The organism is Nocardioides sp. CER19 (assembly GCF_029846275.1).
In the GTDB taxonomy this organism is placed as follows: Bacteria; Actinomycetota; Actinomycetes; order Propionibacteriales; family Nocardioidaceae; genus Nocardioides.
Map to the genome: position 1 here is coordinate 190,451 of NZ_JARVWS010000001.1, position 26,494 is coordinate 216,944.

Here is a 26,494-nt window from a genome sequence, read left to right on the forward strand (position 1 = left end):
GGTCAGAGCACACGCGCCAGGAACTCCCGCGTGCGCTCCTCGCGAGGCGCCGTGAAGAGCTGCTCCGGCGGCCCCTGCTCGAGGATGCGACCGCCGTCGAGGAAGCAGACCGAGGTCGCGACCTCGCGCGCGAAGGCCATCTCGTGGGTCGCCAGGATCATGGTCATCCCGGCGGCCGCCTCCGCGCGCACGATCTCGAGCACCTCGCCGACGAGGATCGGGTCGAGGGCGGCCGTGATCTCGTCGAGGAGGAGCAGCCGCGGGCGCGTGCACAGGGCGCGGACCAGGGCCGCGCGCTGCTGCTGGCCGCCCGACAGGGAGTCGGGGTGCGCGGAGGCGTGCGCCCCGAGACCGAAGCGGTCGAGCAGCTGCTCCGCCCGGTCGCGCGCCTCGGCCTTGGCCATCCCGTGGACCTTCACCGGCGCCAGCAGGCAGTTCTCGAGGACGGTCAGGTGCGGGAAGAGGTTGTAGGCCTGGAACACCATCCCGATCTCGCGGCGCACGTCGCGCGGGTCGACGAGCGGGTCGGAGATCTCCCGTCCGTCGAACGTGATGACGCCGTCGTCGATCGGCTCGAGCAGGTTCAGGCAGCGCAGCAGCGTCGACTTGCCGGAGCCGGACGCGCCGATGAGGCAGACGACGTCGTGCGGCGCGATGGACAGGTCGATGTCGGCCAGGACCACCCGGTCGGCTCGGCGTCCAGATCCTGTCGAGGGGTACGACTTGCGTAGGCCGGCGACCTCCAGCAGCGCACTCATCCGCGACCCCACTCCCGGCGTCGGGCCCGTGCGCTCAGCCAGTCGGTGAGGCGAGCGATCGGGACGGTGATGACAACGAAGAAGACGCCGGCGAGCACCATCGGCGAGTAGTTGAAGTGGTAGTTGCCGTAGTCCGACGCCACCTTCAGCGCCTCGAAGACGCCCACCACCCCGACGAGCGCGGTGTCCTTCTGCAGCGAGACGAAGTCGTTGACCAGCGGCGGTACGACGCGACGCAGGGCCTGCGGCAGGATCACGTGCCACATCGCCTGGCCGCGCGAAAGGGCCAGCGCCTCCGCGGACGCACGCTGGGTCGGGTGCACCGAGTCGATGCCCGCACGGATCACCTCGGCGACGTACGCGCCGTAGCAGAGGACCAGCGCGACGAGGGTCAGCCAGAACAGCGAGTTGGTGACGCCGGTCAGCTGGAGCGCTGGGATGCCGAGCCCGAACAGCGTGACGACCAGGATCGTCGGCAGGCCGCGGAACAGGTCGGTGTAGGCGACGGCGACGATCCGCAGCGGCGTCAGCCACGGCGAGACGGTGTGGCGGGTGACCGCCACCGCGATGCCGACCGCCAGGATCAGCGGCTCGGCGACGAGGAACATCGTGACGTTGTACTTCCAGAAGGCGCGCCAGATGTCCGGGAGGGCTGCCCTCATGTGGTGCCACGAGAAGAAGGTCTCCTGCACCCGCTGCCAGCCCGGTGAGGAGAGCGTGCCGACGATCGCCACCGCGAACACGACGACCGTCACGGCCGCCGCGACCAGCGCCCGCTGGCGCCGCCGCCGGCGCTCGACCGACGCGCGCTCGAGCTGACGCGCGCTCGGCGCCCAGGCGTCGGTCACTGGAGGACGGGGACGTCGACCACGTCGGAGAGCCACTGCTTCTCCAGCGCCGCCAGCGTGCCGTCCGACGTCAGCTCGTCGATCGCCTGGTCGACGCAGTCACGCAGCTTGTTGCCCTTCTCGAACAGCAGGCCGAACCGGTCGCCCTCGACGCCCTCACCGGAGAACTGGCCGGTGATGGTCGAGCCCTCGATCTCGGCGGCGGTGATGTAGAACGCGGTCGGGAGGTCGAAGACGACGGCGTCCACCTGGCCGTTGAGCAGAGCCTGCTTCGGGGTGTTGCTGTCGTTGAAGACCAGCGGCTCCTTGTCGGGCTTGACGATCTGCCGGACCGCGGTGAGCGACGTCGTACCGGTCTGGGCGCCCAGCTTGAGCTTCTTCAGGTCGGCGAGCGACGACGCCTTGCCGGCGTTCTTCTTCAGCGTCACGACCGCCTGGGTGGCGGTGTAGTAGGGCTGGGAGAAGTCCACGACCTTCTCGCGGTCCGGCGTGATCGAGATCTGGTTGATGTCGAAGTCGAACGCCTTGGCGCCCGGCGCGTAGGAGTTGTTGAACGGCACCTTCACCCAGGAGACCGCGTCCTTGGCGAAGCCGAGCTTGTCGGCCACCGCGTAGGCGACCGCCGACTCGAAGCCCTTGCCGTTGCTCGGGTCGTTGTCGGAGAACCACGGCTCGTACGCCGGTGAGTCCGTGCCCACCGTGAGCTTGCCGGCCGTCTTCGTCGGCAGGCTGTCGGTCGCACACGCGTCCGCCGTCCCCGAGGACGACGTGGCCGTGGTCGTCGGCTCCGACGCCGCCTTCCCGTCGCTGTCGGCGGGGGCACACCCCGCGGCGGCGAGGAGCAGGAGCGGGGCGATGAGGGCGGTACGACGCAGGCGCATGAGTTGAATCGTAAACAGGTTTACTCGACATTCCTGCGCGTTTCCGCGGGGTGGGCGCCGCATGTGACGCACGTCCACCTCAGGCCCCCACCGGCTCCTCCAGCTCAGCAGCGTCGTCCTCGACCGACACCGTCGGCAGCAGCCGGTCGAGCCAGGCGGGGAGCCACCAGTTCCAGCGGCCGAGCAGCGACATGGTGGCCGGCACCAGCACCATCCGGACGAGGGTCGCGTCGAGGGCGACGGCGACGGCCATGCCGATGCCGAGCTGCTTGACCGTCCAGTCGACCTCGCTGGCGAAGCCCAGGAAGACGGCCACCATGATCGCCGCGGCGGCGCTGATGACCCGGCCCGTGTCGGACAGGCCGACGACCACGCTGCCGCGCGCGTCGCCGCTGTCCAGCCACCGCTCCCGCACCCGGGAGAGCAGGAACACCTCGTAGTCCATCGACAGCCCGAACAGCACCGCGAAGATCAGCACCGGCATCCAGGCCGAGACCGGGAAGGCGTGGTCGACGCCGAGCAGCCCTGCACCCCAGCCCCACTGGAAGACGGCCACCATGACGCCGTACGCGGCGGCGACGGAGAGCAGGTTCATCGCGGCCGCCTTCACCGGCAGCAGCACCGAGCGGAACACCATCGCCAGCAGCAGCATCGACACCGTCACGACGAACCCGATCACGACCCACAGCCGCTCGCCCAGCATGCCCGTGATGTCGGAGAAGTACGGCGTCCGCCCGGTCAGCTCGACGCCGGCCGGCAGCTCCGCCCGGATGTCTGCGACCAGCGGCCCGGTCCGCGCGTCGGAGTCGCCGAACGTCGGCACGACGCGGAACAGGTGCAGCGCTCCGTCGGGCGAGGCGCTGACCGGGCCGATCTCCGCCACGCCGGGCAGCCCGGCGACGGCCGAGTGCGCCCGCTCGACGGCCGCATCGGAGACGGACGGACCCGCGACGACGGTGTAGTCGGTGTTGGCGCCCACGCCGAACTCGGTCGCGATCAGGTCGTGTGCGCGGCGGGTGGTCAGGCTCTGCGCCTGGTCGCCCGGGTCGCCCGGCCAGGTGCGCAGGTCGAGCGCGGGCAGCGCCAGCATCACCATGAGCAGCACCGCGCCGATCGCCCACGGCAGCGGGCGGCGGCCCACGCGGGCGGCCCAGCGGGCGGTGAACGGCTCGCCGGCCCGGTCGCGCTGCCGACGTACGCCGCGCGGCAGCACGCGCCGCCCGGCGAGCCGGCACAGCACGGGAACCACGGTGAGCGAGGCGGCGGCGACGCACACGACGGCGATCGCGGTCGCGAACCCGAAGGACGCATACGTCGACAGGCCGGCCAGCCGCAGCCCCATCAGCGACACCAGCACGGTCCCGGCGGCGAAGACCACCGACCGCCCTGCCGTCGCCGTCGCGCGCCCGGCCGCCTCCACGGGCGAGAAACCGGCCCTGAGGAACTCCGCGTGGCGGGTGACGAGCAGCAGCGCGTAGTCGATCCCGACGCCGAGCCCGACCATCGTCGCGACCGTCGGCGCCATCGTGCTCACGTCCATCAGGCCGGCCAGGACGGTGAGGCCACCTGCTCCGACCCCGAGCCCGACGAGCGCCGACCCGATCGGCAGGCCAGCGCTGACCACGGAGCCGAACGCGAAGAGCAGGATGACCAGTGCCGCGATGATCCCGACCAGCTCGCCGCGGCCCTGCATCGGCGACGCGGCGTTCTCGGGTACGTCGCCGTTGAGCTCGACCTGGTAGCCGGCGTCCTGCAGCGGCCGGATCGCCGTGTCGAGTGCGTCGCGCTTGCCGAACAGGTCGTGGTCGGTCACCGGCACGTCGTAGCCGACCTCGAGCACCGCGGTGTCGTGGTCGGCGGACAGCCGCGGCTCGCTGACCGTCACGGCGTGCGGCATCGCCGCGAGCCGGTGGTCGAGGGTGTCCAGGTCGGCGGTGGTCACGCCGTCGTCGCCGTGGACGACCACCCGGGCCATCGCGTTGCCGGCACCGGGCACGTGCTGCCGGAGCAGGTCGATGCCCTGCTGGGCGCGGGCGCCGGGGACGTCCCAGTCCTCCTGGGTCGGTCCGCCGAGGGTGCCGGCGAGGGTGACGACGGCAGCGACGGCGAGCAGCCAGCCGGCGAGCACGCGCCACGGGTGAGCGGCGGAGCCTCGGCCGAGTCGGTAGAGCAATCGGGTCATGATCGTTTCCTTGGTGAGAAGTGGTGACCCAGAGGTTGGGGCCGTGCCCTTGGCGGCCACTTGGGCCCGACTTGGGGCGGTCCCGGAGGACGCATCGGTTACCTGTGAGTAACATGCCCGCCATGGCCGAGACGACGAGCCCCTACCCGCACCTGCTCACCCCGCTCACGCTGGGATCGGGCGAGGACGCCGTGACCCTCCGCAACAGGGTCGTGATGGGGTCGATGCACACCGGTCTGGAGGACCGCCGCGTCGACCTGAGCAAGCTGGCGGCGTACTTCGCCGAGCGCGCCCGCGGCGGTACCGGCCTCATCGTCACCGGGGGCTACGCGCCCAACAAGCGTGGCTGGCTCAAGCCGTTCGCCTCCGAGATGACCACCCGGCTGCACGCCATGCGGCACCGCGAGGTCACCGAGGCGGTGCACGCGGAGGGCGGCGCCATCGCCCTGCAGGTGCTCCACGCCGGGCGCTACGGCTATACGCCGCTCTCGGTCTCCGCGAGCGCCCAGAAGAGCCCGATCACGCCGTTCCGCCCGTCCGCCCTGTCGACCAAGGCCGTCGACCGCACCGCCACCGACTTCGCGAAGTCGGTCGCGCTCGCCAAGAAGGCCGGGTACGACGCCGTCGAGATCATGGGCTCCGAGGGCTACCTCATCAACCAGTTCCTCGCCGAGCGGACCAACGACCGCACCGACCGGTGGGGCGGGTCCGCCTACCACCGGATGCGGTTCCCGCTCGAGATCGTCCGCCGCTCCCGCGAGCTGGTCGGCGCCGGCTTCCCGATCGTCTACCGGATCTCGCTGCTCGACCTGGTCGACGGCGGCCAGACCTGGGACGAGGTCGTCGACCTGGCCCGGGCGCTGGAGGAGGCGGGCGTGACCGTCCTCAACACCGGCATCGGCTGGCACGAGGCGCGGGTGCCGACGATCATCACCCAGGTCCCCCAGGGCATCTGGGTCGAGCACACCGCCCGGCTGCGCCGTGAGGTCGGCATCCCGGTGTGCGCGTCCAACCGGATCAACACCCCCGAGCGGGCCGAGTCGATCCTCGCGAGCGGCCAGGCCGACCTGGTGTCGATGGCCCGGCCGCTGCTCGCGGACCCCGCCTTCGTGCGCAAGGCCGCCGAGGGTCGGGCGGACGAGATCAACACGTGCATCGCCTGCAACCAGGCGTGCCTGGACCACGTCTTCAGCAACAAGAAGGCGTCGTGCCTGGTCAACCCGCGGGCCTGCCACGAGACGACGCTGGTGCTGGCCCCGACCCGGGCGAAGCGCACGGTGGCCGTCGTCGGCGCCGGGCCGGCCGGGCTCGCAGCGGCCGTCTCCGCCGCGGAGCGCGGGCTCGACGTGACGCTGTTCGAGCGCGCCGAGCGGATCGGGGGTCAGTTCCGGCTCGCGATGGAGGTGCCCGGCAAGGAGGACTTCCGCGAGACGCTGCGCTACTTCACCCGTCGACTCGAGGTCCTCGGCGTCGACGTACGCCTGGGCACCGCGCCCACTGCCGAGGACCTGAAGCGCTTCGACGAGGTGGTCGTGGCGACCGGCGTGACGCCGCGCGTCCCCGAGATCGACGGCCTCGACCACCCGGCCGTCGTCACCTACGCCGACGTGCTCGCCGGACGCGTCGTCCCGGGTGAGCGGGTGGCGGTGATCGGCGCGGGCGGCATCGGCGTGGACGTGTCGGTGTGGCTCACCCACACGGAGGAGACGCCCGAGGAGTGGCTGGCGCACTGGGGCGTCGGCGACCCGTCGTTCGACCGCGGCGGCCTCACCGCGCCCACGCCGCGCACGCCGACGCGCGAGGTCACGCTGCTGCAGCGCAAGACCACCCCGATCGGCATCGGCCTCGGCAAGACGTCCGGATGGGCGCACCGCGCCGTGCTCAAGCAGTCAGGGGTCCGGCTCGTCAGCGGGGCGTCGTACGACGCGGTCGCAGGCGCGGCCGATGCGCCGGTGCTCCACTACTCGGTCGACGGCGAGCCGCGGGAGCTGGCGGTCGACCTCATCGTGCTGTGCGCCGGTCAGGAGTCGGTGCGCGACCTCTACGACGAGCTGCTCGCGCTCGGCGTGAGCGCCACCCTCATCGGCGGGGCCGACGTCGCCGCGGAGCTCGACGCGAAGCGCGCGATCGGGCAGGGCACCCGGGTGGCGGCGGCCCTCTAGGAGTTGTTGGCCGCTAGGAGTTGTTGGCCGCGGCCTGCGCGGCGATCAGGTCGGCATACCACTCGAACGAGCGCTTCGGCGTGCGCTCGAGGGTGTCGCGGTCGACGTGCACCAGCCCGTAGGGCGTCGTGTAGCCGTTGACCCACTCGAAGCTGTCCAGCAGCGACCAGACGTAGTAGCCCCGGACGTCGACCCCGCGCTGGACGGCTGCCGAGACGGCCTCCAGGTGGGCCTGGAGGTAGCCGATGCGGGCCCCGTCGTCGACCACGCCGTCGGCACCCGGCTGCTCGTGGAACGAGGCGCCGGACTCGGTGATGACGAACGGCGGCAGGCCGGCGCGGAAGCGTGCACGGGTCAGGATGAGCCACTCGCGGAGAGCGCGCGGCACGACTGACCAGCCCGAGGCGGTCTGCTCGTGACCGAGCAGCGGCACGAACCGGAACGGGGTGTCGGCCCCCTCGTCGGCCGCGGCGACCCGGATGGGGCTGTAGTAGTTGACGCCGTAGAAGTCGAGCGGCTGCCGGATGGTGGCCAGGTCGCCCGGCCGGACGAGGTCCTCCAGCAACGGCGCCAGGTCGGCCGGGTAGCGGCCGAGCAGCATCGGCTCGAGGAAGAGACCGTTCCACAGCGCGTCGAAGAGCTTGGTGGCCCCGAGGTCGGCCTCGTCGTCGCTGGCGGGCCACATCGGCGCGTGGTTGTTGGCGCAGCCGACGCTCTCGGCGCCTGCCGTGCGCAGCTCGATGACCGCCCGGCCGTGCGCGAGCAGCAGGTGGTGGGCGACCGCCAGGGCGTCGAAGGACAGCTTGCGGCCCGGGGCGTGCTCGCCGGTGCCGTAACCCATCAGCGCGGCCACCGCCGGCTCGCTGACGGGCACCCAGTGCGTGACCCGGTCGGCGAAGCGGTCCGCGACCAGGGCGGCGTAGTCGGCGAAGGCGTCGACGGTGCTCCGGTTGAGCCAGCCGCCGTCGTCCTCGAGGTGCTGCGGCAGGTCGAAGTGGTAGAGCGTCGCCATCGGCTCGATGCCCGCCTCGAGAAGGCCGTCGATCAGCCGGTCGTAGAACGCCAGCCCCTTCGGGTTGGGGGCGCCGCGCCCGCTCGGCAGCACGCGCGACCAGGAGATGGAGAACCGGTGCCCGCGGGCGCCCAGTCGGCGCAGGAGGGCGAGGTCCTCGTCGAGCCGGTGGTAGTGGTCGGCGGCGACGGAGCCGTCGCTGCCGTCGACGATGTTGCCCGGGCGGCCCGCGAAGGTGTCCCAGATGCTCGGCCCCCGACCGTCCTCCGCAGCGGCACCTTCGACTTGGAACGCCGAGGTGCTCGTCCCGAATACGAAGCCCTCCGGAAGCTGCGGAACGGACACGCGACAATTGTGCTCGTGACCGTCGAGATCCGCAGGGGAACCGCCCGTTTCACCGAACGTGAGATGGGTCGCGCGACCCGCCACGCCTTCTCCTTCGGTTCCGTCTACGACCCGGCGCACGTGTCCTTCGGGCCGATGATCTGCCACGACGAGCACCTGCTCGGCAGCGGCCACGGCTTCGATACCCACCGGCACGCCGATCTCGAGATCGTCACCTGGGTCGTCTCGGGCGCCCTCACCCACACCGACTCCACCGGCGGCACCCACCGGCTCGTCCCCGGCGAGGTCGGCCACCTGCACGCCGGCGACGGTGTCGAGCACAGCGAGGTCGCGGCGGCGCCGCAGACCCGGTTCGTGCAGGTCTGGCTGCGATCCGACGACGGCGGCGAGCCGACGTACGCCGTCCGGGAGGTGGATCCCGGCCCGATGAGCGAGGCGCTCACGGTCGCGGGATCGACGCTCTGGGTCGCGCGGCCGGCCGCCGGCGAGTCGGTGACCCTGCCCCAGGCGGACCTGCTGCACGTGTACGTCGCCTCCGGCGCGCTGTCGCGCAACTCGCTGGCGGAGCCGCTCGCGGCCGGCGACGCGCTCCTGGTCACCGCCGAGCCCCGCCCGCTCACCGTCACCGCGGCGGTCGACGCCGAGCTGCTGGTCTGGGGGCTATCGGCGGCCGACCAGACGACCTGAGCAGAAATCCGGAAATCGCGCACCCGCCCTCCCGCTCGGCCCTACCCTCAGGGCACATGGCCCTGACGATCCCTCAGCCGCGGCCGACTTCGTCCTACTCGGGACGGCTCCTGGAGAGCTGGGGACTGGTCAGGACCGGCCGCATCCGTCGCGCCGCGAGCGAGCTCGCCGGCGTGTCGCGACGCGACCTCACCGACGTCGAGCGCGTCGAGCACGCCGCGCTCGTGCTCACCTGCCGGCTGGCCGTCGGCGACCTGCCCACGGCGGCCGCCTGCGCCGGGCACCTGGAGCCGACGCTGGCCGACACCGGCGCGGCCGGCGTGCTCGCCCACCTCGGGCACGGCGAGCTGGCCGCGGCGCTCGGCGAGCACGACCGCGCGCTGGGCCACTTCCGCCGCGCCGGCCAGCTGCCGGAGGGCGACGACCCGGCTCTCGTGGCCTGGCGCTCCGGTGCGTCGCTCGCCCTCGTGCACCTGGGTCTCCGGCCGGAGGCCGCCGCTCTGGCCCACGAGCTGTTGGACGGGGCCGAGCGGTCCGCCGAGCCCTGGCGACTGGCGACCGCACTGCGGACCGTCGCGACCGTCGACGCCACCGCCGACGCGCTCACCGCGCTCGACCGCGCCCGCGGCCTCGCTCGCGCCGCCGGCGACCTGCGCCTGGCCGCCCAGATCGACACCGACCTGGCCGGGCTGCTCCTGCTCGTGCCGGCGACCGGCAGCACCCAGGCCATCGGTCTGCTCCGCGCCGCCGAGGAGTACGCCGCCGAGGAGGCGCTCTGGCCGCTCCACGGCCGGGTCTCCCGTCTGCTCGAGCGCGCCGGCGAGCGACCCCGCCCCCTGCGGGGCGAGGTCGTCGCGCTGCTGACGCAGGGCGAGCGCCGGGTCGCGCGGCTCGCCGCCCGAGGCCTCACCAACCGGCAGATCGCCGAGCACCTCACCCTGACGATCAAGGGTGTCGAGTGGCACCTGTCGCGGGTCTACCGCAAGCTCGGGATCAGCTCGCGCGAGGAGCTGCTGGAGCTGATCGACGTCCCGGCCGAGGAGTCGGCGACCGCCTAGCCGGCCGGAAGGGCGACGTAGGTCGTCTCGAGGTACTCCTCGATGCCCTCGAAGCCACCCTCGCGGCCGAAGCCGGACGCCTTCATGCCGCCGAACGGGGCGGCCGCGTTGGAGATGAGGCCGGTGTTGACCCCGACCATGCCGTACTCCAGCGACTCGGCCAGCCGGATGGTCCGGGACAGGTCGCGCGTGAAGACGTAGGAGGCCAGGCCGTACTCGGTCGCGTTGGCCCGAGCGATGGCCTCCTCCTCGCTGGTGAAGGTGAGGATCGGGGCGACGGGGCCGAAGATCTCCTGGGTGTTGATCTCCGACTCCGGGTGTACGTCGAGCAGCACGGTCGGGCGGTAGAAGTAGCCCGGCCCGTCGGGGGCTGAGCCGCCGGTGAGCACCCGCGCGCCGTCGTGGACGGCGTCGGTGACGAGCTGGTGGACGGACTCGACCGCCTTCTCCTCGATGAGGGGACCGACGTCGACGCCCGCGTCCTGACCGCGACCGACGACGAGCCTGCCCATCCGGGCGGCGAGCTTGTCCGCGAACTCCTGCGCCACGTCCGCGTGGACGAGGAAGCGGTTGGCGGCCGTGCAGGCCTCGCCCATGTTGCGCATCTTCGCGATCATCGCGCCCTCGACGGCGGCGTCCACGTCGGCGTCGTCGAACACGAGGAACGGAGCGTTGCCGCCGAGCTCCATGCTGACCCGCTGCAGCTGGTCCGCCGACTGCTTCACCAGCAGCCTGCCGACGGGAGTGGAGCCGGTGAAGGAGACCTTGCGCAGCCGCTCGTCGGCCATGAGCGTCTTCGACATGACTGCCGAGTTGCTGGTCGGCACGATGTTGAGGACGCCGTCCGGCAGGCCCGCCTCCGCGAGGATCGTGGCCAGCGCCAGCATCGTCAGCGGCGTCAGCTCGGCCGGCTTGACCACCATCGTGCAGCCTGCGGCGACGGCGGGGCCGATCTTGCGGGTGCCCATCGCGAGCGGGAAGTTCCACGGCGTGACGAACAGGCACGGACCGACCGGCTTCTTCACGGTGAGCAGCCGGGAGGTGCCCGCCGGATTCTGCATCCAGCGGCCGTGGATGCGGACGGCCTCCTCGGAGAACCATCGGAAGAACTCGTTGCCGTAGGTGACCTCGCCCTTCGCCTCGGCGACGGGCTTGCCCATCTCGAGGCTCATCAGCTCGGCCAGGTCGTCGGCCCGTGCGTTGATCAGCTCGAAGGCGCGGCGCAGGATCTCGCCGCGGTCGCGGGGCGCCGTACGCGCCCAGTCGGCCTGCGCGGCGACGGCCGCGTCCAGCGCGTCCATTGCGTCGTTGGCCGTCGCGTCGGCGACGCGGGCGAGCACCGAGCCGTCGGCGGGGTCGTAGACGGCGAACGTCTCGCCCCCCTCCGCCTCGCGCCACTTGCCACCGATGAAGAGGCCCCGCTGGTCCGGGGCGAGGAGGTCGAGTCCGCTCATGCGCCCCAGCGTGCCACCTCCGCGGGTCATTTCGCACAGGGGTCGGGTGGCCTATGCTGACGAAGGTCGAACTTGAGGAGGGAGCACTCCCATTCGACCGCGCCCCTCGCTGACCCCATGCAGAGAGGGGCGCGCCTCGTTCTCGCGGCAGGTGCGGCGCCTCAGGCCGACCGCTTCCAGCTGGGGTCGTCGGCAGGCTCGCGCACGGCGACGTTCACCCGGTTGAAGAGGTTGAGCAGGGCGATCTGCAGGAGCAGCGCGGCGGCCTGCCGCTCGTCGTAGTGCTTGGTGACCTCGCGCCAGAGCTCGTCCGGCACCGCGTCGTGGCTGTCGGCCATGCGCGTGAGCGCGTCGGTCAGCGCGAGCGCGGCCCGCTCCGCGTCGTCGAAGTACGGCGACTCGCCCCATGCGGCGACGCCGACGATCTTCTCGAGGGCGACGCCCTCCGCCTGCAGCGCCTCGAGGTGCCCCTGGGCGCAGGCACTGCACCCGTTGATCTGGCTGGCCCGCAGCGCGGCGAGTTCGAGGGTCGGGGTCGGCACGCCGCCCTCGCCGATCGCGCCGAGCAGGCGGGCGATGCCCTGGTAGGCGCCGGGCAGGATCTGGGCGGGGTTGGCCATGCGGCGCTCGATGGTGGTCATGTCGATCTCCTCGTGGGTGTCTCGGACGTTGTCGCATCCCTGACACGCGGCACCCCGCGAGTGTGACCGCCGACGCCGAGAAAGAATCCGCGGCGTGCCGGTCACATCGGGGGCCGCCCGCGTGTCACTACCGTGACCGCACGGAAGGGACACCGATGACCGACGACTGGCTGACCGAGCGCTTCGAGGCGCACCGCACGCACCTGCACGACGTCGCCTACCGGATGCTCGGCTCCACGGCCGAGGCCGACGACGCCGTCCAGGAGGCCTGGCTGCGGCTGGACCGTACCGACAGCGACGAGATCGACAACCTCGGCGGCTGGCTGACGACCGTCGTGGCCCGCGTCTCCCTCAACATGCTCCGCTCACGGAGGACGCGGCGCGAGAGCGCCCTCGACGAGACCGTCGAGCCGCAGCTGACCCGGCTGCCGGACCCGATCGTCACCCGGATCGACGCGCCCGATCCCGAGGAGGCGGCCGTCCTCGCCGACTCGGTCGGCGTCGCCCTGCTCGTCGTCCTCGACCAGCTCACCCCGTCCGAGCGGCTCGCGTTCGTGCTCCACGACCTCTTCGGGGTGCCGTTCGAGGAGATCGCCCCGATCGTCGGTCGGTCCCACGATGCCACCCGCCAGCTCGCCAGCCGGGCCCGGCGCCGCGTGCGCGGGGCCGCTCCAGCGCCGGACCGCGACTCGGCCAGGCAGCGCGAGGTCGTGGACGCCTTCTTCGCGGCCGCCCGCGGCGGCGACTTGGCGCGCCTGGTCGCAGCGCTCGACCCCGACGTCGTCCTCAACGTCGACTACGGCCCGCTGGCCGGCGGCGCCTCGACCTTCCGCGGCGCCGAGACGGTAGCGAGCCGGGCGCTGATGTTCGCCGAGCCGCGGCGCATCTCCCACCCGGTGCTCGTCAACGGCGCCCCCGCCGTGATCAACACCGTCGACGGGAAGGTCATCGGGATCATGGCGTTCACTGTCGTCGACGGCCGGATCACGGAGATCGACACCTACGGCGAGCCCGCCCTGCTCGAGCGGGTCGCCGCGCTGGTGCCCTGAGTCAGCCCTTGTGGCGGGGCTTGCGCTCCTTCTTCGGGAACCCGTCGTCCCGGCGGTCGTCGCGGTCGTCGCGGCGCCCGCGGTAGCCGCCGCCGGAGCGGCCGGCCGGGGCCCCGCGGTCCAGCTGCAGCTCGATGAGCTTGCCGCTGATGCGCGTGCTCTCGAGCGCGGCCCAGGTCTCGGGCGCCAGGTCGGCCGGCAGCTCGACGAGCGAGAAGTCAGGACGGATCGAGATGTTGCCGAAGTCGGCGCGACGCAGGCCGCCCTCGTTGGCGATGGCGCCGACGATCTGGCGCGGCTCGACGCGGTGACGCTTGCCGACGTTGATGCGGTACGTCGCCAGGGGCTGGTCGCTGACCCGGGAGCGACTCGACTCCCGCGGCCGCTCGCCGCGGTCGTGGTCGCGGTCCCGCTCGACGCGCTGCCGGCGGACCGGCTCCGGCTGCTCCTCGAGCAGCATCGGCTCGTCGCCGTGGAGCATCGTCGCCAGCGCGGCGGCGACCTCGAGCTCGGGGACGTCGAACTCGCTAACGTAGTGTGCGACGACGTCGCGGAAGAACCCGAGCTTGTCCTTCTCGCTCAGCGCCGAGGTGATGCCCTCGTCGAAGCGCGAGAGGCGGGTCGCGTTGACCTCGTCGACGCTCGGGAGCTGCATCTGGGCGGGCGTCGACCGGGTGTGCTTCTCGATGGCCTTGAGCAGCCAACGCTCGCGCGGGGTGACGAACGAGATCGAGTCGCCGCTGCGCCCGGCGCGGCCCGTCCGGCCGATGCGGTGGACGTAGGACTCGACGTCCGTCGGCAGGTCGTAGTTCACGACGTGGCTGATCCGCTCGACGTCGAGGCCACGGGCGGCGACGTCGGTCGCCACGAGGATGTCGAGGGACCCGTCCTTGAGCTGGTTGACCGTCCGCTCGCGCTGGTTCTGCGCGATGTCGCCGTTGATCGCGGCGGCGGCGTAGCCACGCGCACGGAGCTTCTCCGCGAGGGTGTCGGTCTCGGACTTCGTGCGGGCGAAGACGATCATCGCCTCGAAGTTCTCGACCTCGAGGATGCGGGTGAGCGCGTCGAGCTTCTGGGGGTAGCTGACCATCAGGTAGCGCTGGGTGATGTTGGAGGCGGTGGCGGTCTTGGACTTGACCTGCACCTCCTTGGGGTTGCGGAGGTACTGCCCGGTGAGCGCCTTGATCTGGCGGGGCATCGTCGCGGAGAAGAGCGCGACCTGCTTCTCCTCCGGCGTCGTCGCGAGAATCGTCTCGATGTCCTCGGCGAAGCCCATCGACAGCATCTCGTCGGCCTCGTCGAGGACGAGGAAGCGCAGCTCGGAGAGGTCGAGGGTCCCCTTGTCGAGGTGGTCCATGATCCGGCCGGGGGTGCCGACGACGACGTGGACGCCGCGCTTGAGCGCGGTCAGCTGCGGGCCGTAGGCCGAGCCGCCGTAGATCGGGAGCACCCGGATCCCCGGCAGGTTCTGCGCGTAGCGCTCGAACGCCTCGCAGACCTGGATCGCGAGCTCACGAGTCGGGGCGAGCACGAGCGCCTGGGGGCGCTTGGTCTCGTAGGGGTCGAGGTTGGAGAGGACCGGCAGGGCGAAGGCGGCGGTCTTGCCCGTGCCGGTCTGGGCCAGGCCGACGACGTCACGGCCCTCCAGCAGCACCGGGATGGTCGCCGCCTGGATCGCCGACGGGGTCTCGTAGCCGAGATCCTTGATGGCATCGAGCACGCCGGCAGACAGGCCCAGGTCGTCGAAGGTGGGTCCGGTCGGTTCGGGGGAGGTGTCGCTGCTCACCCGACAACGGTAGTGGCTGTGCGTATAGCACGGTGATTCCCCGTCGCGGTGCGCTGGGTCACTCCACCGGTCATCCGAGGTGCACGGCGTCGCCGACCGCGACCTCTCCCTCCACCGTCGGCACCAGGTGCAGTGCGAACCACACCTTGCCGTCCCACCGCCGGTGACGCGCCAGGGTGCGGATGGGGTCCTTGCCCTTGCGGTGCGTGACGGGGTCGATCGTCGTCATCACGCACCGGTCGATCGGGTCGACGCCGGTGAAGACGGCGTCGCCGATGCGCACGCTCGTCCAGCCGTCCTCCTCGAACGGCGCGGCCGCACCCTCGACGACGAGGTTGGCGCGGAACCGCTGCACCGGCAACGGCTCGGACATCCACTCGTTGAGCCGAGTCACCGACGTCATCGACGCGATGCTGACCGGGGAGCTGTCCTGATACCTGGCGCTGCCGTCCGGGTAGCGCTCGCTCAACGGCCGGAGACCCTCCGGGCCGCAGTGGACCAGGCGCAGGCGGCGGCCCGTGACGTCCGCGATCCAGGCGTCCGCCTCGGACGCCGAGCGCGCCGGACGCCGGGGCCGGCCGAACATCGTCGCCTCCGCGTCGGCCCGCGTCGGGGTCGTCACCTCGAGCGGGTCGTGGCCGTCGGCCTCCAGCCGCAGGCCGCCCTCGGTGAGGTCGGCGCGGATGCCGAACAGCGACGGGAGCTCGCGTGCCGTCACCGCCTCACCGTCGTCGTAGACGAGCATCCAGGCCCTGTCGCCGCGCAGCCCCGTGCGCTCGACGTACGCCCGTTCGACGGGACGGATCGCGGTGCTCTTCACCGGGTGCAGGTTGATCCCCGCCAGGCGCATGCTCACTCGACCGTGACCGACTTGGCCAGGTTGCGCGGCTTGTCGACGTCGAGCCCGAGCGCCTGGGCGGCGTGGAACGCCAGGAGCTGCAGCGGGATCGTGAGCAGGATCGGGTCGAGCTCCCGCTCCAGACGGGGTACGTCGATCCGCTGGGCGTCCAGGCCGGCGAGGTCGACACCCTCGTGGGTGACGACGACGAGCGGCCCGCGGCGGGCGGCGATCTCGTGCAGCGCCGCCACGTTGCGGTCGGTGAGCTCGTCGTCCGGGACGATCGCGATCGACGGCACGTCCAGCGAGATGAGGGCGAGCGGCCCGTGCTTGAGCTCCGAGGTCTGGTAGGCCTCGGCGTGCCGGTAGGAGATCTCCTTCAGCTTCTGCGCGCCCTCGCGGGCGACCGGGTAGCCGCGGACACGGCCGACGAAGAACATCGAGTCGTGCCGGGCAAGCTCGCGGGCGATCTCGGCGATGTCGTCCTCGAGCTTGAGGACCCGGTCGATCGTGGCGGGCAGCTCGTCGAGCGCCGTCACGAGCCGCTTCCCGTCGGCGATCGACAGGTCCCGCACCCGCCCCAGCTGGAGCGCGAGCAGCGCGCAGGCGACGTACATGTTGGTGAGCGCCTTGGTCGAGGCGACCGCGATCTCCGGCCCGGCGTGCAGGTAGATGCCCCCGTCGCAGGCGCGGGCGATGGCGCTGCCGACGACGTTGACGAGGCCGATCACGCGACCGCCCTTGCGCCTGATCTCCTCGACGGCCAGCAGCGTGTCGATGGTCTCGCCGGACTGGGAGACCGCGACGTAGAGCGTGTCGGGCTCGATGATCGGGTTGCGGTAGCGGAACTCCGAGGCCGCCTCCGCGTCGGCCGGCACCCGGGCGAGCTCCTCGACGAGCGCCGCACCCATCTGACCGACGTAGTAGGCGGACCCGCAGCCCAGCAGCTTCACCCGCCGGATCGCGCGCAGCTCACGCGCGTCGAGGTTGAGCCCGCCCAGGTGGGCGGTGCCGAACCGCTCGTCGAGCCGGCCGCGGAGCGCACGCTCGACAGCGGCGGGCTGCTCGAGCATCTCCACGTACATGCGGGGGGTGTCGCCCTCGACGTGCTCGTACGCCGACGGGTCGACGTCGAGCGTCGTCGCCGTGGTCGCCGAGCGGCTCAGGTCCTGCCGGAAGGTGGTGAAGCCGCCGGCGGTGACCGTCGCGAGCTCCCCGTCCTCGAGGTGGGCGACCGTGGTCGTGTGGCGCACGATCGCAGCCAGGTCGGAGGCGACGTACATCTCCTTCTCCCCCACGCCGACGATGAGCGGGCTGCCGTTGCGGGCCACCACGATCCGGTCGGGGAAGTCGGCGTGCACGACCGCGAGCCCGTAGGTGCCCTCGACGGCGCCGAGGGCGTCGACGACCTTGCCCTCGAGCGTGTCGGCGGTGCTGCGCGCCACCAGGTGGGCGAAGACCTCGGTGTCGGTGTCGCTGACCAGCTCGACGCCGTCGTCGGCGAGGCGCTGGCGAAGCACGGCCGCGTTGTCGACGATCCCGTTGTGGACGACCGCGACGTCGCCGCTGGCGTCGGTGTGGGGGTGGGCGTTGACGTCGTTGGCCGGGCCGTGCGTGGCCCAGCGGGTGTGCCCGATCCCGATCTTCCCGGCGAAGCGCTTGGGCAGCCCCTCGCTCAGGTCACGGACCCGACCGGCGAGCTTGGCGACCCGCAGGCCGCTCGGTCCGACGACCGCCGCGCCCGCGGAGTCGTAGCCCCGGTGCTCCAACCGGGCCAGACCCTCCAGCAGCAGCGGCGCCGCCTGCTGCGCCCCGACGTACCCCACGATCCCGCACATGCTCAAGCCCTCTCATCCGGGTCTCGACACGCCGGTCGCGACCTCGTCCCGCGGTCGCGCGGCTTGCTCGACCACCATCACGGACACCGCTGGCGCGCTATCCATAGATCATCCGGCGAAGCTGTCGTTCGCTGAGCCGCGGCGCCGCGACGACGCGGCCGGCCAGCTCCTGCGCGATCCGAGCGAAGATGTCGTCGTTCTTCGCTCCGTAGGTCTTCAGCTCCGCATGCCGGCGCCTGACGTAGTCCTCGACCGGCTCCGCGTGGAAGGCGAGGACGTCGTCGATCACGCGGGCCGCCTCGGCGGGCGTGAGTCCGGTGGACGCGACGACGTGGTCGACGAGCAGCTGCTCAGGCACGTCGCCCACGATGCGACGGTTCGGACGGCTTTCGCAACTTCCTGCCCGAAATAGGGCAGGAAGTTGCGAATTCCGATTGTCGTTCGCGGATCGGAAGGAGATCGCCGGCCCGGCCGTCCCACGCGATCGAGCGCGGTGGAGGACGCGGTCATCTCCGGACCGCATCGACCGGTCTCAGTGGAGCAGCCGGCGCGGCGTACGGCAAAGACTGGCGGCGCGGGTGGGGATCGGCTATCTTTGGTGAACACAAGGTGAACGGAAGGTGTCCGATGAAGGTCTCGCAGGTGTCTGAGCAGCTCACGCTCCACTGGGTCTCGGTCGTGGACGCGTCCGGCCAGAGCCGCCTGGAGGCCGTCTGGACGACCTCCTCCGTCGCGGTGCCGACCGGCCACGCCGCCTGACGCACCCAGCCGGCACAACGTCCGACCGCCCGGGTCGGCCCGTTCTTGGGGCCCAGCCCGGGCGGTCGCCGTTGTTTCACGAAGTTGGTTCGGGAGACCGGGAATGAAACCGAACACCGAGGCATTCAAGTGGTTGAAGGTTTGACCACCTAGTCTTCAGGAGCGATTTCCATGGGCATCTTCAACAAGGGCGACGACTTCGACGCCCCGACCACCGTCGTCGACGACCTCACGGGTGACTGGACGATCGACGCGTCCCACACCCGCATCGGCTTCAGCGCCCGGCACGCGATGGTGACCACCGTTCGCGGCCAGTTCACCAAGTTCGAGGGCACCGCGCACATCGACAGCGCGAACCCGGCGAACTCGACGGTCTCCGTCACGATCAAGGGCGACAGCATCGACACCGGCAACGCGGACCGCGACGCGCACCTGCGCTCCGGTGACTTCTTCGAGAACGAGACCTACCCCGACGTCACCTTCGTCTCCACCAACGTCGAGCGCGACGGCGACGACTGGGCCGTGACCGGCGACCTCACCATCAAGGGCGTCAGCAAGCCCGTCACCGTCGTCTTCGAGCCCACCGGCTCCGCCAAGGACCCCTTCGGCAACACCCGCGCCGGCTTCGAGGGCTCGGCCACCATCAACCGCAAGGACTGGGGCATCACCTGGAACGCCACGCTCGAGACCGGCGGCGTCCTCGTCTCCGACAAGGTCAAGCTCGAGTTCGACGTCTCGGCGATCAAGAACGCCTGACCTCTCGACTCACCATGAGGGCCGCCGGATCCGTCCGGCGGCCCTCACGCATCTGTCTCCAAGAGATCTCCAAGTCATCGGTGCTTCGATGACGCCATGCCCGCAGCACTGACCCTCCCCGAGGGCTACACCCAGCGCCCGCTCTCCCTCGCCGACGCCGACCGGATCGCCGCCGTCATGGGCGCCGAGGAGCTGGCGGACACCGGCGAGGTCGCCATCGAGGCGGCCGACCTGGTCGCCGACTGGTCGGAGCCGTCGTACGACGTCGGTGCGCACAGCGTGGGCGTCGTCGCTCCCACGGGCGAGCTCGTCGCCTACGCCGAGGCGTTCGGGAGCGACCGCGCCGACGCCTCGGTGCACCCCGCCCACCACGGGCTCGGCATCGGGACCGCCCTCGCCCACTGGGTCGTCGCCCGGGCCGGTGAGCTCGGCGCCGACCGGATCGGCATGCCCAAGCCGGTCGGATCGCCCGGCGACAAGCTGCTCGAGTCACTCGGCTGGTCGGCCCGCTGGACGTCCTGGGTCCTCGAGCTGCCGGAGGGCCGCACGATCCCTGACCGCTCCCTGCCGGCGGGCTACGCCATCCGCGAGGCCGACGGGGCCGACTACGAGCAGGCCTGGGACGTCGTGGAGAGCGCCTTCCTCGAGTGGTCGGTGCGCGGCCGCGAGCCGTTCGACAAGTGGCTGCACCACGTCGTCGGCCGTCCTGGCTTCGAGCCGTGGAACCTGCGCGTCGCGACCGATGCGACGGGCACGGTCGTGGGCGCGGTGATCATCCAGCTCGCCGCCCTCGACGACGACAGGGGCCGCGAGGGCTACGTCGACAAGGTCGCCGTACGCCGGGACCAGCGCGGCCTCGGCCTGGGCCAGGCCCTCCTCGCCGAGTCGTTCGCCACCGCCCGCACGCACGGAGCCGTCCGGTCGCGCCTGGCCACCGACACCCGCACCGGCGCCCTGTCGCTCTACGAGAAGGTCGGCATGCAGGTCGTGCAGGAGTGGGTGAACCGGGCGACGCCGACCGGTGCGGAGTACCCGGTCAACCGGTGAAAGTGGAACTCCCGGGGTGCCATGGCACCCCGGGAGTTCCGGAGTACCCGGTGAACCGGGTACTCCGACCACGTCAGTGCGCCGGTGTCTCCGGCGTCAGCTCCTCCTCGACACCGGTGTCTCCGGCGTCGACGCTGTAGTCCTCGAGCCGGGTGGCGTCCACGCCGTCGGGGACCTTGAGCGCGCGCATCACGATCGTCGCGACGATCGTGACGACCAGGTTGATGAGGAACGCCATGAGGGCGACGTAGACCTTCGTGTCAGTGCCCCAGAACGTGGTCAGCGGGCCGCCGAAGTGGGCCTGCGTCGGCGAGGCGATGTCGTACTCGGTCCAGGTGCCCCAGACCATCGCGACCGCCCAGCCGAGCAGCAACGCCCATCGGTGGAACCACCGCGTGTAGAGGCCGACCACGATCGCCGGGAGCGTCTGCAGGATCCAGACGCCGCCGAGCAGCTGCAGGTTGATCGCGAAGTCCTTCGACAGCGCCAGCACGAAGATCAGCGCTCCGAACTTCACCACCAGGGACACGATCTTCGACTGCTGCGCCTCCTGCGCCGGGGTGGCGTTCGGGTTGAGGAACGCCTTGTAGATGTTGCGGGTCCACAGGTTCGCCGCGGCGATCGACATGATCGCGGCGGGCACGAGCGCGCCGATCACGATGGCGGCGTAGGCGACGCCGGCGAACCACGACGGGAACTCGTTCTCGAACAGCTGCGGGACCGACTGCTGCGGGTTGGTGACCTTCACGCCGGCGGCGATGGCGACGAAGCCGAGGAGCGCGAGCAGGCCGAGCAGGAAGGAGTACGCCGGCAGCAGCGACGCGTTGCGCCGGATGACGTTGCGGCTCTTCGTGGACAGGACGCCCGTCACCGAGTGCGGGTACATGAACAGGGCCAGCGCGCTGCCGAGGGCGAGCGAGGCGTAGGCCCAGTGCGCCGCCGGTGGCGGGATGATGCCACGGCCCTGCGCCTTCCCGGCCGCGATCGCATCGGCGTTGGTCTTGTTGAAGTCGTCGAAGCTGCTCTGCGCCGAGTCAAAGATGTGGCCCCAGCCGCCCAGGTGGTGCGGGATGTAGATGACCGCCACGATGATGACGATGTAGATCAGGGTGTCCTTGACGAACGCGATCAGCGCCGGCGCCCGCAGGCCGCTCGAGTAGGTGTAGGCCGCCAGGATGACGAACGCGATGAACAGCGGCAGGTCCTTGACGAACCAGTTGTCGCTGCTGCTCTGCAGGCCCATCACCTCGAGGACAACCTGCATGCCGACGAGCTGGAGCGCGATGTAGGGCATCGTGGCGACGATGCCGGTGATCGCGACGGCGAGGCTGAGGCCCTTCGAGCCGTAGCGGCCCTGGACGAAGTCGGCCGGCGTGACGTAGCCGTGGCGGTGGCTCACCGACCACAGCCGGGGCAGGAACGCGAAGATGATCGGGTAGACGACGATCGTGTAGGGCACCGCGAAGAACCCGGTCACGCTGCCGGCGTAGAGCGTCGCCGGTACCGCGATGAACGTGTAGGCGGTGTAGATGTCGCCGCCGATGAGGAACCAGGCGATGAAGGTGCCGAAGCCCCGGCCGCCGAGGCCCCACTCGTCGAGGTTGTCGAGGGCGGCGGCGCGACGCCAGCGCGCCGCGGCGAAGCCCATCACGGTGACGACGAGGAACAGGAAGATGAAGACGCTGAAGGCGACGGCGTTCATCGGGGCCCCCGATCGATGGTGAGCAACGCGAAGCGGGGGAGCGAAGGATCGAGCGGGGTGATCATCGGCGCTCACCCTTCGAGTCCAGCTCGGGGAGTCCCCTGGCGGCGCGGTCGCGCCGCACCGCCTCCTTCGCGACGTAGTAGGCGGTCACGGTGAAGGCCGCCGCGCACGGGATGAGGAGGAACTGGAACCAGTAGTAGAAGGGGAACCCCCACAACCGGGGGTCGTCCTTGTCGTAGAGCCCCACCAGGAGCGGTACGACGATCGGTGGGATCAGCAGGATCCCGACGATGATCCAGAGTGGTCGTGAGGACGGCATGGCGTGCCCACCTTCCCGAGTGATGACGAGCGGTACCCCCGGCGGGTGACCCTAGTCACCTCCCCGGGGGTTCGTCACGCACTCGGCTACCAGCGGCGTGCCGGACGGCTCCCGTGCCACTGCCGGGGCCCACGGCGGTGGTGGCTGATCTTGAAGAAGATCACCACGGCGACCACGAGCAGGACCAGCGGCAGGTGGGTGAGCACCAGGCCGCCGACGACGAGCACGAGCAGCGCGACCACCGGCAGCGGGAGGCGACCGCGGTCGCGCCGCCGAGCCGGCGGCTCTGGCGGCGCGAGGCGCGGCAGGTCGTGGAAGAGCGTGTCGAGATCGGCGCGGGTGCGTGCCGTCCAGATCGCATCCAGCCGCTCGGCGTACTCGCTGTGCTCGAGACGGCCGGCGGTGTAATGGTCGGCGAGAGCGGCGGCGGCCTGCTCGCGCTCGGCGTCGCCGATGCGGGTGTCCCCGCTCATGACCCCTCGCCCTCCGCTTCATCGGGCTCGTCCGTGCCGTGGGCCTCCGGCCCGTCGGCGAGGATGCCGTAGAGCTTGCGGCGGGTCTCGACCAGCACCTCGAGCGCCGCGGACCGCTGGGCCTCGGAGCCCTGGGTGGCCAACTGCCAGACCGCACTGGCGACCTGCCCGATCTCGGACTTGAGGGTGCGGCCGAAGTCACCGCCGTGGGACGCCTGCGCGGCCTCGAACGGGCGCCAGACGGCGGCGACGTCCTCGCCGTGCTCGGCGACCCAGGCGTCGCCGTCGGCGGTGAGGCGGATGGCCCGGCGACCGCCGGCCTCGTCGGTCTCGATGAGCCCCTCGTCCTCGAGCTGTTGGATGGTCGGGTAGACCGAGCCGGGGCTGGGGCGCCACTCGCCCTTGCTCCGCGCGGCGATCTGCTGGATGACCTGGTAGCCGTTGATGTGCTCACCGGCGGCCTTGGCCTCGGCGAGCACGCCGAGGATCGCCGACCGTACGTCGCCCCGCCGCACGCGCGGGCCCCGACGCTGCTCGGCCTGGCCGAAGAGCGCCGCCGCCCACGGCGGCGGGCCGCCGCGATGACCGCGCCCTCCGCCCCACGGCTGGTCGGTCCACTCGCCCCACGGGCTGCGGCCCTGATGCTCGCGCCACGTGCCTCGATTGTCGTTCATGATGGTTCCCTCCGTCGGGATCGCAGAAGATCGCCAGAATGTCGCGATATATCGCGATCGTACGCCGGAGGGAATGGGCTGGCCAGCCCCCTCTCGCGACCGACTAACCTGCCAGCAGCGGCGCGACGCCGACCCGTAGGAGGATGCCGATGACTTCGCCGGACGAGCTGCGGCGCCAGGCGCGGAAGAAGCGCGCGGACGCCGACCTGCTGCGGGAGACCGCCGGACAGTTGCGGACCAAGGGGGGCGCGCTCGACGACGGGACGCGAGAGGTGCTGAGCCACTACCCCCACCAGCAGACCGGTGTGTGGGTGGGCCCCGCGGCCGACACCTTCTACGGCGAGCTCACCACCGTGAGCACGAACCTCGGCACCCTGGGGACGGACGTCACGGGGTACGCCGGAGCGTGCGAGCGGAAGGCCGGCGCGCTCGACGACGAGGCGGACGACCTCGAGGCCCAGGCCCGCACGCTCGAGCAGCAGGCGACGAAGTAGCAGCCGTCAGCCGATGACGGCCGCGACGACGGCCGCCCACACCGACTCGGCGGGCCATGCCTGGAAGCGCACCCGCTCCTCGTCGCCGGCCGGTCGCTGGAGGCCGAAGACCCCCCGAGTGCCGGCCGAGACCCCGATGAGCCCCGTGTCGTCGGAGGTCTGGAGCGTCCACAGCCACCACGGCTGTGACCAGACCTCGCGCAGCGCCTCGTCGCCGCCGTCCGGCACGGGCGTGTCCGGGTCGTCGGCGCGCGCGACGACGCTCGCGAACGGCAGCAGCTCCGGTTCGGTGGCCATCGGCCAGGCCGGGCCGAGGCCGAGCCAGGCGGCGACGAGCACGGGCAGGTAGGACGTCGGCACGTCCTGGAGCCAGACCCGCCCGGCCATCGCGGCGATCTCCTCGCCGGACCGGCGCGGGCCGGCCCACCAGGCAGGCGGGTCGGTCAGGACGACGACCGCCGCCGACCCGACCCAGTAGGCGTCCAGCGTGAGCGGAGCCAGCGACGCGGCCGCCTCGACGCGGACGTGACGGTCGGCGCGGCGTACGACCTCGGTGAACCTCAGGCCCGCCTCGGTCAGCGCGCCGTCGTCGGTGAGCAGGCCGCCGCCGACGAGGTCGGCGAACGCCTCGCGCTCCGGCACGTCGAGCTTGGCGGCACGGATCCGCTTGCGCCAGGCGTCGAGGAGCAGCGAGAGCCCGGTGCGGGTAGTGGCGATGCCTGAATGCTCCCAGGGCTGGGCGCCGCCGACGCCGGCCAGGTCCTCGAGGTCCTCACCGCGAGCGGCCCAGAACGCGTCGCGTCGTGGCTCAGGCATCGGCGGTCCTCTCGGGCAGCAGGCGCAGGCCGGAGACGGCCTCGTCCACCGCGGCGTTCACCCGCAGGCAGCGGTCGGTGTCGGCGCTCGCGGTGACCGTGACGACCCGGCCGCGGTGGACGAACACGAACTGGGTCACCTGGACGGCGATCCGCTCGTCGAGGTAGGCGAACACCAGCCGGCGACCCGGCGGCTCGAGCCACAGGTCGTAGGCCAGCACCCGCGTGTCCGGCAGGGCCAGAGCGGCGGCGATCGCCTCGGTGCCCGCCTGGTGCGGTGAGGGCGCGGGCGTCTGCGGCGCGGACGCGACAACGGTGATGTTGGGCCGGAAGCCGTCGTCGGCTGTCCACGGCTCGGGCGCGAGCACGAGCGGGGCGAAGCCCTCGTCGTCGGGCTCCTGGACCAGCTGGCGCCACCCGGCCGGTACGCCGATCGCGAGCCCGATGAGCCGGTCCTCGACCAGCGGCGCGGCGCTCACCGGCGCACGCTCCGCTGCCAGTCGCGGTGCTCGCGGTACCACTCCGGCTGCAGCGACCGGGGCAGCCAGAAGAAGCTCAGCAGCAGGAGCACCCAGCCGACGACGATCGGGATGCCGACCAGCAGGTCGGCGACCGGCGACGTGAACAGCGGCCAGCACAGGCCCGCGAGCACGCCGGCGACACCGCCCCAGAGCAGCCCGAACCCGAGCGTCGCGCGCGGCCACAGGGTCAGCCAGAACGGCTTGGCGACACCGCGGTAGGCGGCCAGGCCGACGAGGACGAACACCATCGCCGCGCCGACCAGGCCCCACTGGACGCCTGTCGCTTCCTCGGTCCCTGTCATGCCTCCACCTCGTCGCGAGCCTCAGAAGATCGAGTCCCAGACCTTCTTGGCACCGTCACCGATCCCCTCACCGAGCTCCTTCAGTCCGGTTCCGACGGCCTTGCCGGCCTTGCTGCCGACGAAGGCGCCGATGGCGCCGCCGACGATCGCACCCCCGACCGTACCGACCACCGGGATCGGGACGAACGAGCCCACGCTGGCGCCGATCTCGGCACCGACGATGCCGCCGGCGACCGCGCCGCCGCCCTCGGTGGCCATGTTGTAGCTGGCGGACGCGACCTTCTGCCCCGTCGACCAGTCCGGGTGGTACTTCGCGTCCTCCTCCCACTGCGTCATGTAGGAGTCGTAGAGCGTCAGGCCGGTGCCGACGATGAACAGTCCCTTGCTGCCGTACTTCGCCCACGCCGGCGGGCGCCCCAGCTCGGGCGACGTCGTCAGGCTCCGGCCGGGCTCGTACATGCCCTTGCCCTCCGCCAGCTCCGAGAGCCTCGCGATCCGCGGATCGCCCGTGCTGCCCTGGGGCACGAGGAGGCCGGACGCCCTGCGGATGAGCGGGGTGTCACGGACGACGTCGTCGGGCGCCTCGGTGACGAGGTCGACGAGGCGGGACGCCAGCTGGCGGCCGGCCGCCGTATCGGTGGCCGGGACGTAGACGCGCCAGTTGCGGTAGCGGTCCATGAGGCCGCCCGCCGTACCGAGGACGAAGGCGCCGAACTCGTCGGACCGCGCGGTGTCGTCGACGTTCTCGAGGATGCTCTTGTCGGGGTCCCAGCCGAGCTTGGCCAGATCGGGCAGCCAATAGCCGACCTTGCCGAGCTCCTTGAGCGGCAGCACGTCGTCGACGTACTTGAGTGCGTGGTCCTTGGCGAAGCCGGCCGACCGGGCCAGCACCTCGGCCTCCGTCGTCGCGCGCCCGTAGACGTCGGGGGCGCCCGGCACCAGGTGGTCGACGGACTCGATCTTGTCGCGGATCTCGCGGGCCACGTGGGTCAGGGAGACCGAGGCGCCCAGGGTTGCCGCCGACATCGCGATGACCCCGTCGGGGTCGATGCCCACCGTGCCCATGTGGTCGCTTCCTCCGAGTCGGCCG

At 71.7% G+C, this 26,494-nt stretch carries 26 protein-coding genes; 7 read left to right on the forward strand and 19 right to left on the reverse strand.

The window, feature by feature from the left end; all coding sequences use genetic code 11:
* Positions 1 to 2: 2 nt before the first annotated feature.
* The 4 genes from QDS12_RS00980 to QDS12_RS00995 all read right to left on the reverse strand — a co-directional run bounded on the left by QDS12_RS00980 (position 3) and on the right by QDS12_RS00995 (position 4,669).
* Entirely contained in the window at positions 3 to 758 is a 756-nt protein-coding gene (locus tag QDS12_RS00980) for an amino acid ABC transporter ATP-binding protein (protein WP_279876335.1), read from the reverse strand.
* Positions 755 to 1,606 (reverse strand): amino acid ABC transporter permease, encoded by an 852-nt coding sequence (locus QDS12_RS00985; RefSeq protein WP_279876336.1) that lies wholly within the window; start codon positions 1,604 to 1,606, stop codon positions 755 to 757. The genes QDS12_RS00980 and QDS12_RS00985 overlap by 4 nt, the downstream gene beginning before the upstream one ends.
* The gene (locus QDS12_RS00990; protein ID WP_279876337.1) at positions 1,603 to 2,487 is read right to left on the reverse strand and encodes an ABC transporter substrate-binding protein; all 885 of its coding nucleotides are present in this window, start codon (positions 2,485 to 2,487) and stop codon (positions 1,603 to 1,605) included. The genes QDS12_RS00985 and QDS12_RS00990 overlap by 4 nt, the downstream gene beginning before the upstream one ends.
* Positions 2,488 to 2,566: 79 nt before the next feature.
* Entirely contained in the window at positions 2,567 to 4,669 is a 2,103-nt protein-coding gene (locus QDS12_RS00995; protein WP_279876338.1) for an MMPL family transporter, read from the reverse strand.
* A 122-nt stretch (positions 4,670 to 4,791) separates the two neighbouring features.
* Here QDS12_RS00995 and QDS12_RS01000 point away from each other — a divergent pair, with 122 nt between their 5' ends.
* Positions 4,792 to 6,831, forward strand: a complete 2,040-nt coding sequence (locus tag QDS12_RS01000; RefSeq protein ID WP_279876339.1) for an NADPH-dependent 2,4-dienoyl-CoA reductase — start codon at positions 4,792 to 4,794, stop codon at positions 6,829 to 6,831.
* Between the two features lie 13 nt (positions 6,832 to 6,844).
* Here the strand turns inward: QDS12_RS01000 and QDS12_RS01005 are convergent, their stop codons facing one another.
* Positions 6,845 to 8,188 (reverse strand): GH1 family beta-glucosidase, encoded by a 1,344-nt coding sequence (locus QDS12_RS01005; RefSeq protein WP_279876340.1) that lies wholly within the window; start codon positions 8,186 to 8,188, stop codon positions 6,845 to 6,847.
* 15 nt (positions 8,189 to 8,203) lie between these two features.
* Here QDS12_RS01005 and QDS12_RS01010 point away from each other — a divergent pair, with 15 nt between their 5' ends.
* Together QDS12_RS01010 and QDS12_RS01015 are read left to right on the forward strand one after the other, a co-directional pair.
* A complete protein-coding gene (locus QDS12_RS01010) occupies positions 8,204 to 8,875 on the forward strand; it encodes a pirin family protein (RefSeq protein ID WP_279876341.1) in 672 nt (223 codons plus the stop codon).
* Positions 8,876 to 8,931: 56 nt separating this feature from the next.
* Complete coding sequence (locus tag QDS12_RS01015; RefSeq protein ID WP_279876342.1) at positions 8,932 to 9,933, forward strand: helix-turn-helix transcriptional regulator; 1,002 nt, start codon at positions 8,932 to 8,934, stop codon at positions 9,931 to 9,933.
* Here the strand turns inward: QDS12_RS01015 and QDS12_RS01020 are convergent.
* Both QDS12_RS01020 and QDS12_RS01025 read right to left on the reverse strand, forming a co-directional pair.
* Positions 9,930 to 11,387: an NAD-dependent succinate-semialdehyde dehydrogenase gene (locus tag QDS12_RS01020; RefSeq protein WP_279876343.1), complete on the reverse strand. Its 1,458-nt coding sequence runs from the start codon at positions 11,385 to 11,387 to the stop codon at positions 9,930 to 9,932. The genes QDS12_RS01015 and QDS12_RS01020 overlap by 4 nt on opposite strands.
* A 161-nt stretch (positions 11,388 to 11,548) precedes the next feature.
* Entirely contained in the window at positions 11,549 to 12,028 is a 480-nt protein-coding gene (locus tag QDS12_RS01025) for a carboxymuconolactone decarboxylase family protein (protein ID WP_279876344.1), read from the reverse strand.
* A gap of 155 nt (positions 12,029 to 12,183) precedes the next feature.
* Here QDS12_RS01025 and QDS12_RS01030 point away from each other — a divergent pair, with 155 nt between their 5' ends.
* On the forward strand, positions 12,184 to 13,077 hold the full coding sequence (locus QDS12_RS01030; protein WP_279876345.1) for a sigma-70 family RNA polymerase sigma factor: 894 nt from the start codon (positions 12,184 to 12,186) through the stop codon (positions 13,075 to 13,077).
* A gap of 1 nt (position 13,078) precedes the next feature.
* Here QDS12_RS01030 and QDS12_RS01035 read toward each other — a convergent pair whose 3' ends face one another.
* The 4 genes from QDS12_RS01035 to QDS12_RS01050 form a co-directional block, all read right to left on the reverse strand.
* Complete coding sequence (locus QDS12_RS01035; protein ID WP_279876346.1) at positions 13,079 to 14,863, reverse strand: DEAD/DEAH box helicase; 1,785 nt, start codon at positions 14,861 to 14,863, stop codon at positions 13,079 to 13,081.
* A 70-nt stretch (positions 14,864 to 14,933) separates the two neighbouring features.
* Complete coding sequence (locus QDS12_RS01040) at positions 14,934 to 15,713, reverse strand: MOSC N-terminal beta barrel domain-containing protein (RefSeq protein WP_279876347.1); 780 nt, start codon at positions 15,711 to 15,713, stop codon at positions 14,934 to 14,936.
* A gap of 2 nt (positions 15,714 to 15,715) precedes the next feature.
* Complete coding sequence (gene glmS / locus QDS12_RS01045) at positions 15,716 to 17,539, reverse strand: glutamine--fructose-6-phosphate transaminase (isomerizing) (protein WP_279876348.1); 1,824 nt, start codon at positions 17,537 to 17,539, stop codon at positions 15,716 to 15,718.
* A gap of 97 nt (positions 17,540 to 17,636) precedes the next feature.
* Positions 17,637 to 17,906 (reverse strand): hypothetical protein, encoded by a 270-nt coding sequence (locus tag QDS12_RS01050; RefSeq protein WP_279876349.1) that lies wholly within the window; start codon positions 17,904 to 17,906, stop codon positions 17,637 to 17,639.
* Positions 17,907 to 18,469: 563 nt separating this feature from the next.
* On the opposite strand from QDS12_RS01050, the gene QDS12_RS01055 reads away from it, so the two are divergent.
* Both QDS12_RS01055 and QDS12_RS01060 read left to right on the forward strand, forming a co-directional pair.
* Complete coding sequence (locus tag QDS12_RS01055) at positions 18,470 to 19,054, forward strand: YceI family protein (RefSeq protein WP_279876350.1); 585 nt, start codon at positions 18,470 to 18,472, stop codon at positions 19,052 to 19,054.
* Positions 19,055 to 19,150: 96 nt separating this feature from the next.
* The gene (locus QDS12_RS01060) at positions 19,151 to 20,101 is read left to right on the forward strand and encodes a GNAT family N-acetyltransferase (RefSeq protein ID WP_279876351.1); all 951 of its coding nucleotides are present in this window, start codon (positions 19,151 to 19,153) and stop codon (positions 20,099 to 20,101) included.
* 73 nt (positions 20,102 to 20,174) lie between these two features.
* Here QDS12_RS01060 and QDS12_RS01065 read toward each other — a convergent pair whose 3' ends face one another.
* The 4 genes from QDS12_RS01065 to QDS12_RS01080 form a co-directional block, all read right to left on the reverse strand.
* A complete protein-coding gene (locus tag QDS12_RS01065; protein ID WP_279876352.1) occupies positions 20,175 to 21,803 on the reverse strand; it encodes a sodium:solute symporter in 1,629 nt (542 codons plus the stop codon).
* Positions 21,804 to 21,864: 61 nt separating this feature from the next.
* The gene (locus QDS12_RS01070) at positions 21,865 to 22,125 is read right to left on the reverse strand and encodes a DUF3311 domain-containing protein (protein WP_279876353.1); all 261 of its coding nucleotides are present in this window, start codon (positions 22,123 to 22,125) and stop codon (positions 21,865 to 21,867) included.
* A gap of 86 nt (positions 22,126 to 22,211) precedes the next feature.
* Positions 22,212 to 22,598 carry a DUF1707 domain-containing protein gene (locus QDS12_RS01075; RefSeq protein ID WP_279876354.1) on the reverse strand — a complete coding sequence of 129 codons (387 nt, stop codon included), beginning with the start codon at positions 22,596 to 22,598 and terminating at the stop codon, positions 22,212 to 22,214.
* Entirely contained in the window at positions 22,595 to 23,272 is a 678-nt protein-coding gene (locus tag QDS12_RS01080) for a PadR family transcriptional regulator (protein ID WP_279876355.1), read from the reverse strand. The genes QDS12_RS01075 and QDS12_RS01080 overlap by 4 nt, the downstream gene beginning before the upstream one ends.
* A gap of 149 nt (positions 23,273 to 23,421) precedes the next feature.
* Between QDS12_RS01080 and QDS12_RS01085 the strand changes: the two genes are divergently transcribed.
* Positions 23,422 to 23,766, forward strand: coding sequence for a hypothetical protein (locus QDS12_RS01085; protein ID WP_279876356.1), 345 nt, complete (start codon positions 23,422 to 23,424; stop codon positions 23,764 to 23,766).
* 6 nt (positions 23,767 to 23,772) lie between these two features.
* On the opposite strand, the gene QDS12_RS01090 is transcribed toward QDS12_RS01085, so the two are convergent.
* From QDS12_RS01090 to QDS12_RS01105, 4 genes are read right to left on the reverse strand one after another with little or no spacing between them, the layout of a single operon-like run.
* The gene (locus QDS12_RS01090; RefSeq protein WP_279876357.1) at positions 23,773 to 24,582 is read right to left on the reverse strand and encodes a hypothetical protein; all 810 of its coding nucleotides are present in this window, start codon (positions 24,580 to 24,582) and stop codon (positions 23,773 to 23,775) included.
* Positions 24,575 to 25,060, reverse strand: coding sequence for a hypothetical protein (locus QDS12_RS01095; protein WP_279876358.1), 486 nt, complete (start codon positions 25,058 to 25,060; stop codon positions 24,575 to 24,577). The genes QDS12_RS01090 and QDS12_RS01095 overlap by 8 nt, the downstream gene beginning before the upstream one ends.
* Positions 25,057 to 25,404, reverse strand: a complete 348-nt coding sequence (locus tag QDS12_RS01100) for a hypothetical protein (RefSeq protein ID WP_279876359.1) — start codon at positions 25,402 to 25,404, stop codon at positions 25,057 to 25,059. Before QDS12_RS01100 ends, QDS12_RS01095 begins: the two co-directional genes overlap by 4 nt.
* A 21-nt stretch (positions 25,405 to 25,425) precedes the next feature.
* Entirely contained in the window at positions 25,426 to 26,469 is a 1,044-nt protein-coding gene (locus QDS12_RS01105; protein WP_279876360.1) for a hypothetical protein, read from the reverse strand.
* Positions 26,470 to 26,494 lie beyond the last annotated feature (25 nt).